The organism is Pseudomonas sp. 31-12, assembly GCF_003151075.1.
In the GTDB taxonomy this organism is placed as follows: domain Bacteria; phylum Pseudomonadota; class Gammaproteobacteria; order Pseudomonadales; family Pseudomonadaceae; genus Aquipseudomonas.
The window spans coordinates 5,016,979-5,032,184 of sequence record NZ_CP029482.1; the positions used below are offsets into that span (position 1 = coordinate 5,016,979).

16 protein-coding genes are annotated in these 15,206 nt (G+C 59.3%); 5 read left to right on the forward strand and 11 right to left on the reverse strand.

What is annotated here, in order from left to right:
- The first annotated feature begins 113 nt into the window (after window positions 1–113).
- The 4 genes from DJ564_RS23635 (at window position 114) to DJ564_RS23650 (ending at window position 5,424) form a co-directional block, all read left to right on the forward strand.
- Window positions 114–1,886 carry an N-acetylglutaminylglutamine amidotransferase gene (locus DJ564_RS23635; protein WP_109633766.1) on the forward strand — a complete coding sequence of 591 codons (1,773 nt, stop codon included), beginning with the start codon at window positions 114–116 and terminating at the stop codon, window positions 1,884–1,886.
- Window positions 1,887–1,889: 3 nt separating this feature from the next.
- On the forward strand, window positions 1,890–3,638 hold the full coding sequence (ngg, locus tag DJ564_RS23640; RefSeq protein ID WP_109633767.1) for an N-acetylglutaminylglutamine synthetase: 1,749 nt from the start codon (window positions 1,890–1,892) through the stop codon (window positions 3,636–3,638).
- A 160-nt stretch (window positions 3,639–3,798) separates the two neighbouring features.
- A complete protein-coding gene (locus DJ564_RS23645) occupies window positions 3,799–4,989 on the forward strand; it encodes an osmoprotectant NAGGN system M42 family peptidase (protein ID WP_109633769.1) in 1,191 nt (396 codons plus the stop codon).
- 207 nt (window positions 4,990–5,196) lie between these two features.
- Complete coding sequence (locus DJ564_RS23650; RefSeq protein ID WP_010461751.1) at window positions 5,197–5,424, forward strand: YheU family protein; 228 nt, start codon at window positions 5,197–5,199, stop codon at window positions 5,422–5,424.
- A gap of 5 nt (window positions 5,425–5,429) precedes the next feature.
- Here the strand turns inward: DJ564_RS23650 and csrA are convergent, their stop codons facing one another.
- The 3 genes from csrA to DJ564_RS23665 all read right to left on the reverse strand — a co-directional run bounded on the left by csrA (window position 5,430) and on the right by DJ564_RS23665 (window position 6,972).
- Window positions 5,430–5,615, reverse strand: coding sequence for a carbon storage regulator CsrA (csrA, locus tag DJ564_RS23655; protein ID WP_109633771.1), 186 nt, complete (start codon window positions 5,613–5,615; stop codon window positions 5,430–5,432).
- 144 nt (window positions 5,616–5,759) lie between these two features.
- Window positions 5,760–6,092, reverse strand: a complete 333-nt coding sequence (locus DJ564_RS23660; RefSeq protein ID WP_109633773.1) for a YnfA family protein — start codon at window positions 6,090–6,092, stop codon at window positions 5,760–5,762.
- A 64-nt stretch (window positions 6,093–6,156) separates the two neighbouring features.
- Entirely contained in the window at window positions 6,157–6,972 is an 816-nt protein-coding gene (locus DJ564_RS23665; protein WP_109633774.1) for an SDR family oxidoreductase, read from the reverse strand.
- Between the two features lie 281 nt (window positions 6,973–7,253).
- Between DJ564_RS23665 and DJ564_RS23670 the strand changes: the two genes are divergently transcribed.
- On the forward strand, window positions 7,254–7,412 hold the full coding sequence (locus DJ564_RS23670; RefSeq protein ID WP_169858239.1) for a DUF3309 family protein: 159 nt from the start codon (window positions 7,254–7,256) through the stop codon (window positions 7,410–7,412).
- A gap of 57 nt (window positions 7,413–7,469) precedes the next feature.
- Here DJ564_RS23670 and DJ564_RS23675 read toward each other — a convergent pair whose 3' ends face one another.
- The 8 genes from DJ564_RS23675 to DJ564_RS23710 form a co-directional block, all read right to left on the reverse strand.
- Entirely contained in the window at window positions 7,470–9,563 is a 2,094-nt protein-coding gene (locus DJ564_RS23675; RefSeq protein WP_109633776.1) for an LTA synthase family protein, read from the reverse strand.
- Between the two features lie 269 nt (window positions 9,564–9,832).
- Window positions 9,833–10,438 (reverse strand): START domain-containing protein, encoded by a 606-nt coding sequence (locus DJ564_RS23680; protein ID WP_109633777.1) that lies wholly within the window; start codon window positions 10,436–10,438, stop codon window positions 9,833–9,835.
- 41 nt (window positions 10,439–10,479) lie between these two features.
- Window positions 10,480–10,734 carry a YkgJ family cysteine cluster protein gene (locus tag DJ564_RS23685; protein WP_109633779.1) on the reverse strand — a complete coding sequence of 85 codons (255 nt, stop codon included), beginning with the start codon at window positions 10,732–10,734 and terminating at the stop codon, window positions 10,480–10,482.
- Between the two features lie 166 nt (window positions 10,735–10,900).
- A complete protein-coding gene (locus DJ564_RS23690; protein WP_109633780.1) occupies window positions 10,901–11,389 on the reverse strand; it encodes a translation initiation factor 2 in 489 nt (162 codons plus the stop codon).
- 89 nt (window positions 11,390–11,478) lie between these two features.
- A complete protein-coding gene (locus DJ564_RS23695) occupies window positions 11,479–12,918 on the reverse strand; it encodes a PLP-dependent aminotransferase family protein (RefSeq protein ID WP_109633782.1) in 1,440 nt (479 codons plus the stop codon).
- 201 nt (window positions 12,919–13,119) lie between these two features.
- Window positions 13,120–13,932 carry an OmpA family protein gene (locus DJ564_RS23700; protein WP_109633784.1) on the reverse strand — a complete coding sequence of 271 codons (813 nt, stop codon included), beginning with the start codon at window positions 13,930–13,932 and terminating at the stop codon, window positions 13,120–13,122.
- Window positions 13,929–14,285 (reverse strand): DUF4398 domain-containing protein, encoded by a 357-nt coding sequence (locus DJ564_RS23705; RefSeq protein ID WP_109633786.1) that lies wholly within the window; start codon window positions 14,283–14,285, stop codon window positions 13,929–13,931. The genes DJ564_RS23700 and DJ564_RS23705 overlap by 4 nt, the downstream gene beginning before the upstream one ends.
- Before the next feature lie 9 nt (window positions 14,286–14,294).
- On the reverse strand, window positions 14,295–15,134 hold the full coding sequence (locus tag DJ564_RS23710) for an ABC transporter substrate-binding protein (protein ID WP_109633788.1): 840 nt from the start codon (window positions 15,132–15,134) through the stop codon (window positions 14,295–14,297).
- Between the last annotated feature and the right edge of the window lie 72 nt (window positions 15,135–15,206).

The window sequence follows — 15,206 nt, forward strand, 5'->3', positions numbered from 1 at the left end:
TTATAACTTATCGTTCTAAAACTCCTATTACCGTGCGGAGTCAGTTTCTGAGTACCCGCCGTTTTGGCGCGTACCGATTGACCCTCCCCAACGGAAAAACCGGTAAGGACTTTATGTGCGGATTAGCTGGCGAGTTACGCTTTGATCAACAACCTGCGGACCTTGCAGCCGTTGAACGAATCACCCATCACTTGGCGCCTCGCGGCCCTGACGCGTGGGGCTTTCACAGCCAGGGGCCAATTGCCCTGGGCCACCGTCGCCTGAAAATCATGGACTTGTCGGACGGCTCGGCGCAGCCGATGGTCGACAACCAATTGGGCTTGTCCCTGGCCTTCAACGGCGCGATCTACAACTTCCCGGAGCTGCGCACCGAGCTTGAAAACCTCGGTTATGCCTTCTATTCCGGTGGCGACACCGAAGTGCTGCTCAAGGGCTACCACGCCTGGGGCGAAGCGCTGCTGCCGAAACTCAATGGCATGTTCGCCTTCGCCATTTGGGAGCGCGACGCCAAGCGCCTGTTCATCGCCCGTGACCGTCTCGGCGTGAAGCCGCTGTACCTGTCGCGCACCGGCCAGCGCCTGCGTTTTGCCTCGGCGTTGCCAGCGCTGCTCAAGGGCGGCGACATCAACCCGATCCTCGATCCGGTGGCGCTCAATCACTACCTGAATTTCCATGCGGTGGTTCCCGCTCCGCGCACCCTGCTGGCCGGCATTGAAAAACTGCCGCCCGCGACCTGGATGCGCGTAGAAGCGGATGGCACCACCGAACAGAAAACATGGTGGACCCTGCCCTACGGCCCACACGCCGACGAGATGAATCTGACGCTCGAAGACTGGCGTGACCGTGTACTCGACAGCACCCGCGACGCGGTGGCGATTCGTCAACGTGCAGCCGTGGACGTCGGCGTGCTGCTTTCGGGCGGTGTCGATTCGAGCATGCTCGTGGGCTTGTTGCGTGAAGTCGGCGTGGAAAACCTGTCGACCTTCTCCATCGGTTTCCAGGATGCCGGCGGCGAACGGGGCGACGAGTTCCAGTATTCGGACTTGATCGCCAAGCACTACAACACCCAGCACCATCAATTGCGCATCAATGAGAGTGAGATCATCGAGCAACTGCCCGCAGCGTTCCGCGCCATGAGCGAGCCGATGGTCAGCCATGACTGCATCGCCTTTTATCTGCTGTCCAGGGAAGTGGCCAAACATTGCAAAGTGGTGCAGAGCGGCCAGGGCGCGGATGAGTTGTTTGCCGGTTATCACTGGTATCCGCAAGTCGATGGCGCTGCCGATCCGTACGCGGCCTATCGCGATGCATTTTTCGACCGCAGCTACGAGGATTACGCCGCCACCGTGCAACCGAAATGGCTGACGGCCAATGACGCCGCCGGTGACTTCGTGAAGGAACATTTCGCACAGCCCGGCGCCGATGCGGCGGTGGACAAAGCCCTGCGTCTGGACAGCACGATCATGTTGGTGGACGACCCGGTCAAACGCGTCGACAACATGACCATGGCCTGGGGCCTGGAAGCGCGTACGCCGTTTCTCGACTATCGCCTGGTGGAATTGTCAGCCCGGGTCCCGGGCAAATTCAAACTGCCGGATGGCGGCAAGCAAGTGTTGAAAGAAGCCGCGCGACTGGTGATTCCGAGTGAAGTGATCGACCGTAAGAAAGGTTACTTTCCGGTGCCGGGCCTGAAGCATTTGCAAGGCGATACGCTGAACTGGGTGCGCGAACTGCTGCTCGATCCAAGCCAGGATCGCGGCCTGTTCAACCCGGCCATGCTCGACCGCCTGCTGACCGATCCGCAAGGCCAGTTGACCCCGTTGCGCGGCTCCAAGCTGTGGCAATTGGCGGCCCTGAACCTGTGGCTCAGTGAACAAGGAATCTGATCGATGAAACCTCACGCCACGGCGTATAGCCAACGCTTGTTGCGCGGTCAGGCGCCCTCGTACGAACGCTTGCAGGCGCGGCTGGCCGAAGACGGCAGTGAACTGGGCGCCGCGCCGATTGCCGTGCATTGCGGCTGGGGCCGGTTGCTGATCGGTCATACCTTTCCGGATGCGGCGAGCCTGGCCCAGGAGCTGCTCAACGAGCAGACCGGTGAACGCGACATCGCCTTATACGTCGCTGCGCCCCAGCAAGTGCTGGGGCTGGAACCGGCGCAGCTGTTTCTTGACCCCTCCGACACCTTGCGCCTGTGGTTCAGCGATTACCGTCAGTCGACCCGGGTGTTTCGCGGCTTTCGTATTCGCCGGGCCCAAAGCGAGACGGACTGGCAGGCAATCAATCAGCTGTATCAGGCGCGCGGCATGTTGCCGATCGATGCGAATCTGCTGACGCCGCGACATCAGGGCGGCCCGGTGTATTGGCTGGCGGAAGATGAAGACAGCGGCGCCGTCATCGGCAGCGTCATGGGCCTCAACCATCACAAGGCGTTCAACGACCCGGAGAACGGCAGCAGCCTGTGGTGCCTGGCCGTCGATCCGCACTGCTCCCGACCCGGCGTCGGTGAAGTGCTGGTGCGGCATTTGATCGAGCACTTCATGAGCCGAGGGCTGAGTTACCTCGACCTGTCGGTGTTGCACGACAACCGGCAGGCGAAAAGTCTTTACGCCAAGCTCGGCTTTCGCAACCTGTCGACCTTTGCCATCAAGCGCAAAAACGGCATCAATCAGCCGCTGTTCCTTGGCCCCGGCCCGGAAGCCGATTTCAACCCGTATGCGCGGATCATTGTCGAGGAAGCCCATCGACGCGGGATTGATGTGCACGTCGATGACGCCGACGCCGGGATGTTCACCCTCAGCCATGGTGGACGCCGGGTGCGTTGCCGCGAATCCCTGAGCGACCTGACCAGCGCCATCAGCATGAGCCTGTGCCAAGACAAAAGCCTGACGCACAAAGTGCTCAAAGCCGCTGGTCTGAACCTGCCCTCGCAGCAACTGGCCGGCAACGCTGATGACAATCTGGCGTTTCTCGACGAGCACGAGCGGGTGGTGGTCAAGCCACTGGATGGAGAACAGGGCCAAGGCGTTGCGGTGGATTTGCGGACGATCGAAGAGGTCCAGCAAGCCATCGAAGCCGCTCGCCAGTTCGACAGTCGCGTGCTGCTGGAAAGCTTTCACGAGGGTCTCGATCTGCGGATTGTGGTGATCGGTTTCGAGGTGGTCGCCGCGGCGATCCGTCGCCCCGCCGAAGTGGTGGGCGATGGTCAGCATTCCATCGGCGCACTGATCGAAGCGCAAAGCCGACGTCGGCAGGCCGCCACCAGCGGCGAAAGCAAAATCCCGCTGGACCATGAGACCGAACGCACGCTTCAGGCGGCGGGTTATGACTACAACAGTATTTTGCCGGCCGGTGAGCATCTGTTCGTACGGCGCACGGCGAACCTTCATACCGGTGGCGTTCTGGAGGATGTCACGGCGATCTTGCATCCGACCCTGGTTGATGCCGCCGTACGGGCTGCGCGGGCGCTGGATATTCCCATGGTCGGGCTCGACCTGATGGTGCCTGCCGCGGATCAACCGGAGTATGTGTTTATCGAAGCCAACGAACGCGCCGGGCTGGCCAACCATGAACCTCAGCCGACGGCCGAGCGTTTTGTGGACTTGTTGTTTCCGCATAGTCAGCCGGCTGTTTCCTAGTCATGTGTCGTCTGGGCAGACGCCATCGCTAGCAGGCTAGCTCCCACATTTGACCGCATTCCAACTGTGGGAGCTAGCCTGCTAGCGATGGCGGCCTGACAGGCAACAAAAATTCTTCCTCATCGAAACCATCGATGCGCTCAACTCATCAGGAGTTTCCATGACCAGCAAAATCCCCGAACCAGACCTCAACTACCTGCAAAAAGTCCTGCTGGAAATGCTCGCCATTCCCAGCCCGACCGGGTTTACCGACACCATCGTGCGTTACGTCGCCGAACGCTTGGAAGAGCTGGGTATTCCCTTCGAAATGACCCGGCGCGGCACGATCCGCGCCACGCTCAAGGGCAAGAAAAACAGCCCGGACCGTGCCGTTTCCGCTCACCTCGACACCATCGGCGCCGCCGTTCGCGCCGTGAAAGACAACGGCCGCCTGACCCTCGCCCCCGTCGGTTGCTGGTCCAGCCGTTTTGCCGAGGGCAGCCGCGTCAGCCTGTTCACCGACAACGGGGTGATTCGCGGCAGCGTGCTGCCTCTGATGGCGTCCGGGCACGCGTTCAACACCGCCGTGGATGAAATGCCGATCAGCTGGGATCACGTCGAATTGCGTCTGGACGCTTACTGCGCCACCCGCGCCGACTGCGATTCCCTGGGGATCAGCGTGGGCGATTTCGTCGCCTTCGACCCGTTGCCGGAGTTCACTGAAAGCGGCCATATCAGCGCTCGTCACCTCGATGACAAGGCCGGCGTTGCGGCGCTGTTGGCGGCGATGAAAGCGATCATCGACAGCGGTGAGGAGTTGATGATCGACTGTCACCCACTGTTCACCATCACCGAGGAAACCGGCAGCGGCGCGGCGGCGGCCTTGCCCTGGGACGTCAGCGAATTCGTCGGCATCGACATCGCGCCGGTCGCGCCCGGCCAGCATTCCAGCGAACACGCGGTAAGCGTAGCGATGCAGGATTCCGGCGGGCCTTACGACTATCACCTGTCGCGGCACTTGCTCAGATTGGCCAGTGAGAACGAGTTGCCAGTGCGCCGCGACCTGTTTCGCTATTACTTCAGCGATGCGCATTCGGCGGTCACCGCCGGGCACGACATCCGCACCGCCCTGCTCGCGTTCGGTTGCGACGCGACTCACGGTTATGAACGTACGCACATCGACAGCCTGGCTGCGCTGAGTCGCCTGCTCGGTGCCTACATTCTGAGCCCGCCGGTATTTGCCAGTGATGCTCAGCCGGCGAAGGGTTCGCTGGACCGGTTCAGTCATCAGATCGAGCATGACACGCAGATGGAAAGCGATACGCGGGTGCCGTCGGTGGATAGTCTGGTGGGGCAGCGAACAGACAGCTGATCCGGCATTTTCGTCGCCTGATCAACCGCCATTGCGAGCAAGCTCGCTCCCACAGGTTTTGCGTCAATCTGGACATAGTGATCAATACAAAAACTGTGGGAGCGTGGCTTGCCCGCGATGGCGGTTGATCAGGCAACACATGAGCTCCGGGCTAGCCGCAACCGATCATTCGCCGTAGCATCGCGCCATTGTTTAGCCGAGGTGCCTATGCTGATTCCCTACGACCAACTTGAAGTCGACACCCTCACCCGCCTGATCGAGGATTTCGTGACCCGCGACGGTACGGACAACGGTGACGACACGCCGTTGGAAACCCGTGTTCTGCGCGTTCGCCAGGCTTTGACCAAGGGTCAGGCGCTGATTGTTTTCGATCCAGACAGCGAGCAATGCCAGTTGATGCTCAAGCACGATGTGCCCAAGCACCTGTTCGACTGAGGCGCTCAGCGTCCTTTGGTTTTGGCCAGTTTGATCTGGATGCGCTCGTAGACCTCGGCCCGATGCACATTGACGTTCTGTGGCGCTTCGACACCGAAGCGCACACTGCCTCCGTTGACAGCGATGATGCGCACTGAAATGTTGTCACCGATGGAAATCATCTCGCCCACAACGCGACTGAGTACAAGCATGGCATTCATCCTTCAGGGTTACCGGCCCTTGAAGATGCCCGTCGCACCGCCGCTCTTCAATGCAACGACGGCAATTCAGTCTTGCCCTACAGCACAGGACCATCCCCCCTTACGGAAGCGTCTTACAAATCCTTTGATGTCGCTTCAAGAAGCGGAGAAACGCGGGCCGAATAGAATGACGCTGGCCCCGATCACGCACAGTGCCACGCCCAACCAGTCCGACCCCAGGGGACGAATCCGCTCGACCACCGCCAGCCAGCCGATCGAGGCGACGATATAAATGCCGCCATAGGCGGCATAGGCGCGACCGGCGTAAGTCGCCTCGACACGGGTCAGTAGCAGCGCGAATAACGTCAGGCTGAGCAGTGCCGGCATCACCCACCAAATGCTTTTACCTTGGCGCAGCCACATCCAGAACGCGAAGCAGCCGCCGATTTCGAACAGCGCCGCGAGGAAAAACCACAAGTAATTGAGCATGCAGACGTCTCGTGAGAATGGCCGGTTGCGGCCACCCTAACGACGGTGTTGCGCATGGGCAAGTTCAGCCTGCGTTTTGTTTGGCCTTGGCGCGCATTTTGTCGGCCATGGTGGTCATTTCGTTGTAGAGCAATTGCGGGTTTTTCTGCTTTAGAGCCCAGGCCATACGGCCCTGTTCGTGTGGCAGGATCATGAATTCACCGGCGGCGACGTGCTCGTAGATGTAATCGGCAATGTCGGTCGCGGTGATCGGCGAACTTTCCAGCAATTTGCCGACCTGGGCTTTCATGGCCGGGGTCGGGCCACGGAAGGAGTCCAGCAAGTTGGTCTGGAAGAACGACGGGCAAACCACGTGCACGCCCACTTCCTGTTGCGCCAGTTCGACCAGCAGGCTTTCGGACAATGCCACCACGCCGGCCTTGGCCACGTTGTAATTGCTCATGGCCGGGCCTTTCATCAGGGCCGCCATCGAAGCGATGTTGATGATCTTGCCTTTGCTTTTTTCCAGCAGCGGCAGGAAGGCCTTGCAGCCCTTGACCACGCCCATCAGGTTGATCGCGATCTGCCAGTCCCAGTCTTCCAGGGACAGTTCACTGAAGAACCCGCCCGACGCCACGCCGGCGTTGTTGACGATGACATCGATGCCACCCAGTTTCTCTTCACAGGCCTGGGCGAAGGCCGTCAGCTGGCTGTAATCACGCACATCGCAACGCTGGATAAAACCGTCGCCGCCCACTTCACGAACCTGTTTCAGGGTTTCTTGCAAACCGGGCTCGCTGACATCCGACAAGGCCAGCTGCCAGCCTTCACGCGCCCAGCGCAGCGCGATTTCGCGACCCAGGCCTGAGCCCGCGCCAGTGATCATCATGCGATTTTGCATAGCAAACAGCCTTGTTGTTCCGGGGAAGATGCCCTGAGTGTAGCGAAGGACATTGCGCGACCCACGCTCCATCAGATTGCTGAATGGTCCGAGCAAACCGCTGGAGGGTGTGAATCAACTAACGCCGCCAAAAACGAAATAAGGCTTTCTTCGAAAAACATTAAAAAAACTTGGAATTTTCCGACACCCGCAACAGTCGGATTTTGTAAGCAGCTCGGGTTTATTGCAGTCCAGCTGACAGTTAAAAGCTAAAGTCATTCCAGAACACTTCCAACAAGGAAATAGACATGGGCACAATTCTTATCGTAATTCTGATTCTCCTGCTGGTAGGTGGTTTGCCGGTCTTTCCACACTCAAGAAGTTGGGGTTATGGCCCGTCGGGTATCATCGGCGTGGTGTTGGTGGTGCTGTTGATTCTGCTGTTACTTGGCAAGATATAAAGTTTTAACAGGCAAAAAAAGAGGCCCTCGAAGGGCCTCTTTTTATTGCGCCGAAAACTAGTCCGGCTTGCCGTCAACGACACCGGCGGTGTTGTCGATCAGGCTCTTGGTGGCTGTCTGGATGAACGACTCGAGTTTCTGCTTGAGGGCCGCTTCGTCAGCCGACGCCGGAATCACTTCGCCTTTCGAATTGGCGCCCAATTCGTACTGATACAGCTTGGGCGGCATTTCTTTCGGCAGCACCAGCACGCGATCCGCCGTCAGCAACGCGACGGTCTGATCGCTGCCCGAAGGCTTGATCACGCCAAAGCCCTTGTCGCCTTCCGGCAAATTCAGCAAGTCACGACCCCAGCACTGGTGAATCACGTCGCCGCCGATGCGACCCATGATGGTCGGCACGATATCGATCTGTGTGCCCACGGTGTGGTCAACCTGGCCGAACTTGTCCTGCACGCCCGGCCCGATCAGCAGCATCGGTACGTTGAAGCGGCCCAGGTCCATTTCGGTGATCTGCTGCTCGTTGCCAAAACCGTGGTCGCCGACCACTACGAACAGGGTTTCCTTGAAGTACGGCTCTTTACGCGCCTGCTCGAAGAATTGACCCAGCGCCCAGTCGGAGTAGCGCATGGCGGTCAAATGTTCGTTGAGGCTGCCACGGTCAGTCACGCGCTCGACCGGCAAAGGCGTCGGCAAGGCGTACGGCGTGTGGTTGGACAGGGTTTGCAGCAAGGCATAGAACGGTTTTTTGTCTTTGCCATCGCGAGCTTTCAACTCTTCCAGACCACGGTTGAACATGTCCTGGTCGGACACACCCCAGGTTGGGTCGGAGAACACCGGGTTAACGAAGTCGTTACGTCCGATGAAGTTGGTCATGCCCTGGTTGCTGAAAAAGCCCGACTGATTGTCCCAAGCGAAATCGCCGTTGTAGACGTACACATCGTCATAGTCACGGGCGCTGAGCAACTGCGGCAGGCCAGACAGTTTGTGGCTGCCTTCCGGGGTCTGCATCAGGTATTCGAAACCCGGCAGGTTCGGGAAGCAGGCCATGGTGGCGAACATGCCCTGGTGGGTGTGAGTGCCGTTGGAGAAGAAGCGGTCGAACAGCAGGCCTTCTTTCGCCAGCTTGTCGAAGTACGGCGTGACGTTACCCGGACGACCCAAGGCGCCCACCGAATGACCGGCGAAGCTTTCCATCAGGATCACAACCACGTTCTTGATCGGCAGGGTTTTGTCAGCCGCCGGGGAGTAGTTACGACGCACGGCCGCGGTTTCGCCATCCACCAGTTTGTCGCTCGGTGTCAGCAACATATCGCGGACGGTCTGCTGAGCCACTGGCTGATCCAGTGTGGCTTTCCAGATGTTGTCGCGGTCTTCGGACATCCGGCTCTTGGCCGCCGCGATCAGCGACAGCGTGCCGTTGAGGCCCAACTGGTTGGCGAAGTTCGAGTCGGTGGTGTAGACGTCACCCCAACGCAATGGCGGGCCTTGACGCAGGGTGCCACGAGCCGCGACCACGCAGACCAGCAGGCAAACCACGAATACGACGCCTCGTGCATACCACGGGGCAACCTGACGCGTGCCGATGCTGCCGCCGCTGAACGGACCACGAGGACGGGTCGCCCGGTCGGCGCCCTTGAACGCCAGGGTCAGGATCAACGTGCCGAAAGCCCAGGCCAGCAGGTAGCGAACCACAGGAAAACCGTACCAGAGCATGCTCATCACGGTTTTCGGGTCTTCCTTCACGTACTGGAAGACCAGGCCGTTAAGGCGCTGGTGGAACTCGCGATAGAAATCCATCTCCATCAGGCCGAGGAACAGCGCGATGCTCGAGGCTATGGTCAGCCAGAAACGGAAGAACCCGCGAGCGGCCATGGCCCGGGAGCTGAACAGCGCCAGAATCAGCGGAATGCTGAGGTAGACCACCAGGCGCAGGTCGAAACGCAGGCCATTGGCGAAGGCCTCGAAAAAGGTCGAGGCCGGTGTATCGAGGATCATTTCGCGGTTATAGACCAGCAGCGCGACGCGCAGCAGGCTGAACATGACCATCATGACCAAGGCACACAGCAGCGTGTAGGCCAGATGCGATTTGACGGTCGGTTGCAGCAGGCGACTAGAAGCTCGCTGCTGACTCAGGGCGTCCGGGTTTGCCATGTCGTTTTAGGACCCATTGGAAGTTGAAGTTTCAAAAGTGAAGCGGCGCCCTGCCCTCTGTTGGCCAGTTCTCGACCCCGGGGCTTGCGCGGTGCGCAAATGTTGCACGATCACCCGCAGCATTGCCATGAATTAGTGCCCGCAATGCTGACGCGGGCGAATTGTCTTGGAGGCCTTGTGAAAATTTCGTGCAACGTATATCCGGAAACAAAATAACCGCAAAAACAAACGCCCCGAAAGGTCGGGGCGTTTGATGAAACAACGCGTGCTTATTTCTCGGCGCGTTCCTTCAGGGCCTTCAGCGTGTTGAACGGTGCATCAACCACGAACTTGTTGGCGACCATCGACGGGATGCTGCCGCCTGGCTCGGTGTGCACCTGATAGGTCACTTCAATCTGGTCACCCTTGGGGACGAACTTCCAGAAACCGTCAATTTTGGTGACACGGACGAAGCCCTTTTCCTCAGGAATGTACTTCGGCACGCCTTCGAGTTTGCGGGTCAGGCTGCCGTCGGCGCCTTCGGTGGTGGTGATATGCAGCACCGAATCACGCGGGGTCACCGGCCATGGGGTATTGAATTGGCTGTAGGTCCAGCTCTGATCGCCTTCGTGCTTGAGCAGCTTCTGGGCCTTGCACTCGTGAATCCAGGCGCAGGCGCCAGAGACGTCTTCCTGCAGCGCGCGCAATTTGGCCATGGTGGTCTTCATCAGGGTCACGCCCTGGTAGGCCTTGTAGTCGGAACCGGCCACTTCACTCAGGGACACCTTGATGCCGTCTTGATTCTTGGCGACTTTCCAGTCCTCGGCCTGGGCGGCCGTGGTGGTCAGCAACACTGTCAAACCACACAGCACAGCCATACGATGCAGCGAACCCATAGTCTTACTCCTTATTGTTGAAGTTCCGTTCGTAGAACACATCATGCAGCCGTCATTTGCTCCCACCATCCGAGCAGCTTGATCGCTTCGTCGCTGCTGCTTCCGCAGACTTCGACGTCGGCTTCAAACGCCGAACACACGGCAGGACGTTTCGGATCGCCGAAAATGCTGCACAGGTTATCGACAGACAGTTGTACGCAACGTTCGCCAGCGGCTTTGCCATTAGGCATTCCGGGAATCGGTGAACTGATGGAAGGGGCAATGCAACAGGCGCCACAGCCTTCACGGCATTTCATGACGACAAGCTCCTCGCGACGGGTGATGTGTTAATGGACGGCGCACAGAGTAACCGCTAAAACAGTTGTTTAAAATTACCTGGACCGGGGTTTTTGCGCTCAAACGAATGTGACTGACCAGTCTCCGACAAAGCGTCTGGGTCGCGGGTCACGAATCAGAGCAGATTTACTGCTTGAACTCGAAATCCAGCGCTGCGCCTTCGACGTCCCGACGTTCCTCATTGCGCAGTTGCAACTGCATTTCGTTGCTGAGCAGCCGGCCGTTGAGCTGAAACTGACTGTTCTTGTCACCGAACATTTGCGGCAACACGGCGTCGCGTCGCGGCAATGGGACCGTCCCGACCGGTTTCAGCTCTTCGACCATGTCTTTAGGCAGGCTCAAGTCCAGATCGGCGGACGGGAGTTGGGTCTTCGCCACTTCACGGGCCGATTTGGACTTGGAGGCAATCGGCGGTCGTTTTTTCAGCGCTGCCGGTTTCTTTTTGACCGGGGCGGCGTTCTTTTTCACCGCAGCAGCTTTCTTGACGGTCGCCGGTTTTTTCGAGGTTGCGCTGGCTGCCGGTTTTTCCTGGGTCGAAGCCGCCATGACGCCTTGGGCATGAACGGTCATGAAGAGACAGATCGATAGGCAGACGGCAGGAAAAATCGGTTTCATGGAACCAACGACGCTAACGACAGAGGGCCATATGCTCGCCTGTTGTACGCAACATGACAAGCACGTGTACGAAACGACCGGCGTTCTTGTCAGAAACCGCTGGCCGTCTCCTGGCAAAGCTGCGTGGCCAACATCCCCAACGTCATCAATGCCCGCTCGGCTTCACGATTCCAGGGCGTGCCACAGTTCAGGCGAATGCAGTGATTGAACTGCTCGGTGTTACTGAAAATCAGCCCCGGTGCGATGCTGATGCCCTGCTGCAACGCACGCACATGCAGCTCCTGAGTGTTGACCCGTCCTGGCAGGCTGACCCACAGAATGAAGCCGCCCGTGGGTCGGGTCATTTGCGTGCCTTCCGGAAAGTACTGCTGCACCGCCAGCTGGAAGGCGCTGAGGTTCTTGCGGTATTCCTGACGGATGTAGCGCAAGTGACGGTCGTAACCGCCATTCTCAAGGTACGCGGCGATGCCCATTTGCGTGACGCTGCACGCCGAATGCGTGCTGAACGTCTGCAAACGCTGAATCTCTTGCTGATATTTGCCGGCGATCATCCAGCCAATCCGCACGCCCGGTGACAGGGTCTTGGAGAAGCTCGAGCAATAGATCACTCGATCCAGCCGGTCGTAGGCCTTGAGCGATTTGGTCCGACCTTGCTCGAACATCAACTCGCCGTAGATATCGTCTTCAACGATCTGGATATCGAAATCCGAGGCCAGGCGCAGCAGTTGCTTCTGCCGCTCTTCGGGCATGGTGCCGCCCAGTGGATTACTCAGACGCGTGGTCAGCACCAGCGCCTTGATCGACCACTGGTTGGCCGCCAGTTGCAGGGCTTCGAGGCTCATGCCGGTCGCCGGGTCGCTCGGGATCTCGATGACTTTGAGGCCCAGCAGGTCGGCCAGTTGCAACAAACCATAATAAGTCGGTGACTCGGCGGCGATCAGGTCGCCCGGCCGGGTCAGTACGCGCAGTGACATCTGCAACGCATCGACGCAGCCGTGGGTGATCACCACTTCGGAAGGATCAACCACCACGCCGGCATCACGCATGCGGATCGCCACCTGCCGGCGCAACGGTTCAAAACCGGGGCTGAACATGTAACTGAAGGCACGCGGGCTATGGAAACGGGTGACTTTGGCCAATTGCTGGTGCAAAGCGCGGACCGGCAAATAATCGACGCTCGGCACTGCCGCGCCCAAGGGAAAAACCCCCTCGCGACGGGATTCGACCAGCACTTGCTGAATGATGCTGCTGCGAGTGACCAGACCGGGCCGCTCGACCCGGGCGATGTCCGGCGTTGGCGCTGTCAGGGCTGGTGTCTGGTGCACGTAATAGCCCGACTGCGGCCGGGCGCGGATCAGCCCCTGATCCTCGAGATTGGCGTAAGCCTGCAAAACGGTCGCATGGCTGACGTTGAGCTGCGAGCTCATCTTGCGCACCGAAGGCACGCGTTCCCCCGGTTGATAGACACCACGGCGGATGTCTTCGGCCAGTTGCTGAGCAATACGTTGGTAGAGCAAAAGATTGGTCATGACGCAGCACTCGATTTCACGGGCATTTTATTCTTGTGTGAAACAATACCGGAACAGTTTAGAAGTGTACTGGGACAGTTGCCACAATAGTCGACCGTACAGTGCAGTGTCAGCAAAAACTGTACTGTTTTGAGAGGCATTTGGCAGGCGCAAAAAAACCCGGCGCTGTCGGGCAGGCCGGGTTTTCCAGAAACGCAGCCCTTAGCGGGCGGCGCCGAGCTGGCCTTTTTCGTCGGAGAACACAATTTCCACCCGACGGTTCTGCGCGCGACCACGCTCGGAAGCGTTCACGTCCACCGGGTACTCATCGCCGTAGCCTTCGACCTTGATGCGTTTATCGTCGATACCCAGGTCCATCAGCACGTCCGCCACCGATTGCGCACGGTCACGGGACAGCTTGAGGTTGTCCTGTTTGCCGCCGGTGCTGTCGGTGTAGCCCTCGATGCGGACCACACGCTTGGGATTGAGCTGCAAGAATTGCACGATCTTCAGCACCACTCGGTTCGCCGAATTCTTCAGCTCCGCCTCGCCGGTGTCGAACAGCACATCGCCCAGGGTCATCACCAGACCACGGTCGGTCTGCGTGGTGGCCAGGGCAACGATCTGTTCTTCGAGCCATTTGCCCTGCTGCTGCACACTGAGCAACTTGGACTCTCGCAGGGCCAGTTGCAGGCGCTGACGTTCCAGTTCGAGCTTCGCCGCGCGCTCTTCGTTGAGCACCTGATTGGTGTGCTCACGGGCGATTTCGCTGTAGCGCTGGCTCAGGTAGGCGTAATGCACCACGTCCGAGCCGCTCCCCCAATAGCTGGAAAGACGATCGGCGCGGGCCAGGGATTCACCGGCACGGATCACGTCCTTGGGCGCGATTCGCAGCACGTTGGAGTCTTCCTTGACCTTCTGGAAGTCACTTCCGGCCTGCTGCAATGCGCTCTCGCTGTGTTGGCCGGCGCAACCGTAAAGGCTCGCGCAAACGGCCAGGATCAAACCGCCGAGTGCTTTGGACTTGAGGCTCATTGGGCATCTCCCAGTTGCTTGCGCAGGCGAGTGATGCGGGTATTGAGCACGTTCAGTTGCTCCTCGCTCTTGAGAGTCAGCACCTTGGCTTCGGCCAGGCGCGCGTCCAGTTCGGCCTGTTCGGCCCGCATGCGCGCATGCCTGTAGGACTGATCTGTCATGTCGCCTTGGGCACGGGAAAACTTGTCTTCGGCCAGTTTGAGCTCTGGCACGTCGTCGACAGTGGCCCCCACGGCTTTGGCTTGTACGAGCGCCTGTTCGGTCAGGCGTATTTGTTCATTCGGCGCCGGATCGGCTGCACAACCCGCCAGAGCCAGAACGGCCAGGGCAGCGAAAAGAGGTCGAATACTCACTAAAAATCCCTACTGTTTTGGGGTACTGACGGGTTGTTGCGGTGGTTGCTGTTGCTGCTGCGCTTTCCAGCGTTCGATATTGCGTTGCAGCACGGCCTCCGTCAGTCCGGACGCGGGCAATTCTGTCATCTTTTTGGCCAGCTGTCCGCGCAACCACGGATCGTTGCAGGCGGAGTTATGGGAAACCGCGAGGAACAGGCCGGGTTTGTCGATCGGGTTCGGGCGAGCGACCAGGTCGTTGGCCATGCTCAGGGTTTGCGCGGCGGCCATGCCCGAGTAGCGTCCGGCGAGAACAAATTCCACCTCGCCCAACAGCAATTTCTGAAAGGCCTGGGTCAGGTTCGGAGTACGCACGAGGGTCAATTGCTGCTCGGCGAAAGTGTCGAATGCCTGGGTCATTCGGGACTTTTCCGACACGGCACCTGGATGACCGTGAAGATCTTGCGCCTGGTCGTAGACCAATGCCGAGTCTTTGCGGGTCCAGACCAGGTAATCGTTTTCCAGAAGCGGCGGGTGGATGAAATCCAGGCTTTCCAACTCGCCGACCGTCAACGGCGCGTCGGCCAGCATGTCCATGCGCCCGCTGCGCACTTCGTCCAGCGCCTGGGCACGTTTGCCGGCGTAAAGCAGTTCGACCTTGATACCCAGCTCCCCCGCCACGTGCTGCAATAAATCAGCACCGGCGCCGATCAAGTGCTTGGGGTTTTGTGGGTCTTGCCACAGGTACGGTGGCGCGTCCGGGCTGCCGGTCACCACCAGGCGCTCGCACTTGCCTGCGGCCACGGCCAGCGCCGGTAACAGCGCCACCCCCAGCAGTAATGACCAGCCACATACGCGACGCAGATCCATGGCAACACTCTCCCACTCAAATCCGGAACAAAAAAAAGCCCGACCAAAAGGCCGGGCTCTTTATAAGTCAAG

Excerpts from the sequence above, each read along its gene's own strand:
- DJ564_RS23650 (WP_010461751.1), top strand. The coding sequence starts at position 5,197 with ATGCTGATTCCCTACGACCAACTTGAAGTCGACACCCTCACCCGCCTG.
- DJ564_RS23660 (WP_109633773.1), bottom strand. The coding sequence starts at position 6,092 with ATGCTCAATTACTTGTGGTTTTTCCTCGCGGCGCTGTTCGAAATCGGC.
- DJ564_RS23690 (WP_109633780.1), bottom strand. The coding sequence starts at position 11,389 with ATGAAACCGATTTTTCCTGCCGTCTGCCTATCGATCTGTCTCTTCATG.
- DJ564_RS23635 (WP_109633766.1), top strand. The coding sequence starts at position 114 with ATGTGCGGATTAGCTGGCGAGTTACGCTTTGATCAACAACCTGCGGAC.
- DJ564_RS23675 (WP_109633776.1), bottom strand. The coding sequence starts at position 9,563 with ATGGCAAACCCGGACGCCCTGAGTCAGCAGCGAGCTTCTAGTCGCCTG.
- csrA (WP_109633771.1), bottom strand. The coding sequence starts at position 5,615 with ATGCTTGTACTCAGTCGCGTTGTGGGCGAGATGATTTCCATCGGTGAC.
- DJ564_RS23700 (WP_109633784.1), bottom strand. The coding sequence starts at position 13,932 with ATGAGCCTCAAGTCCAAAGCACTCGGCGGTTTGATCCTGGCCGTTTGC.
- DJ564_RS23645 (WP_109633769.1), top strand. The coding sequence starts at position 3,799 with ATGACCAGCAAAATCCCCGAACCAGACCTCAACTACCTGCAAAAAGTC.
- DJ564_RS23665 (WP_109633774.1), bottom strand. The coding sequence starts at position 6,972 with ATGCAAAATCGCATGATGATCACTGGCGCGGGCTCAGGCCTGGGTCGC.
- DJ564_RS23685 (WP_109633779.1), bottom strand. The coding sequence starts at position 10,734 with ATGAAATGCCGTGAAGGCTGTGGCGCCTGTTGCATTGCCCCTTCCATC.
- ngg (WP_109633767.1), top strand. The coding sequence starts at position 1,890 with ATGAAACCTCACGCCACGGCGTATAGCCAACGCTTGTTGCGCGGTCAG.
- DJ564_RS23680 (WP_109633777.1), bottom strand. The coding sequence starts at position 10,438 with ATGGGTTCGCTGCATCGTATGGCTGTGCTGTGTGGTTTGACAGTGTTG.
- DJ564_RS23710 (WP_109633788.1), bottom strand. The coding sequence starts at position 15,134 with ATGGATCTGCGTCGCGTATGTGGCTGGTCATTACTGCTGGGGGTGGCG.
- DJ564_RS23695 (WP_109633782.1), bottom strand. The coding sequence starts at position 12,918 with ATGACCAATCTTTTGCTCTACCAACGTATTGCTCAGCAACTGGCCGAA.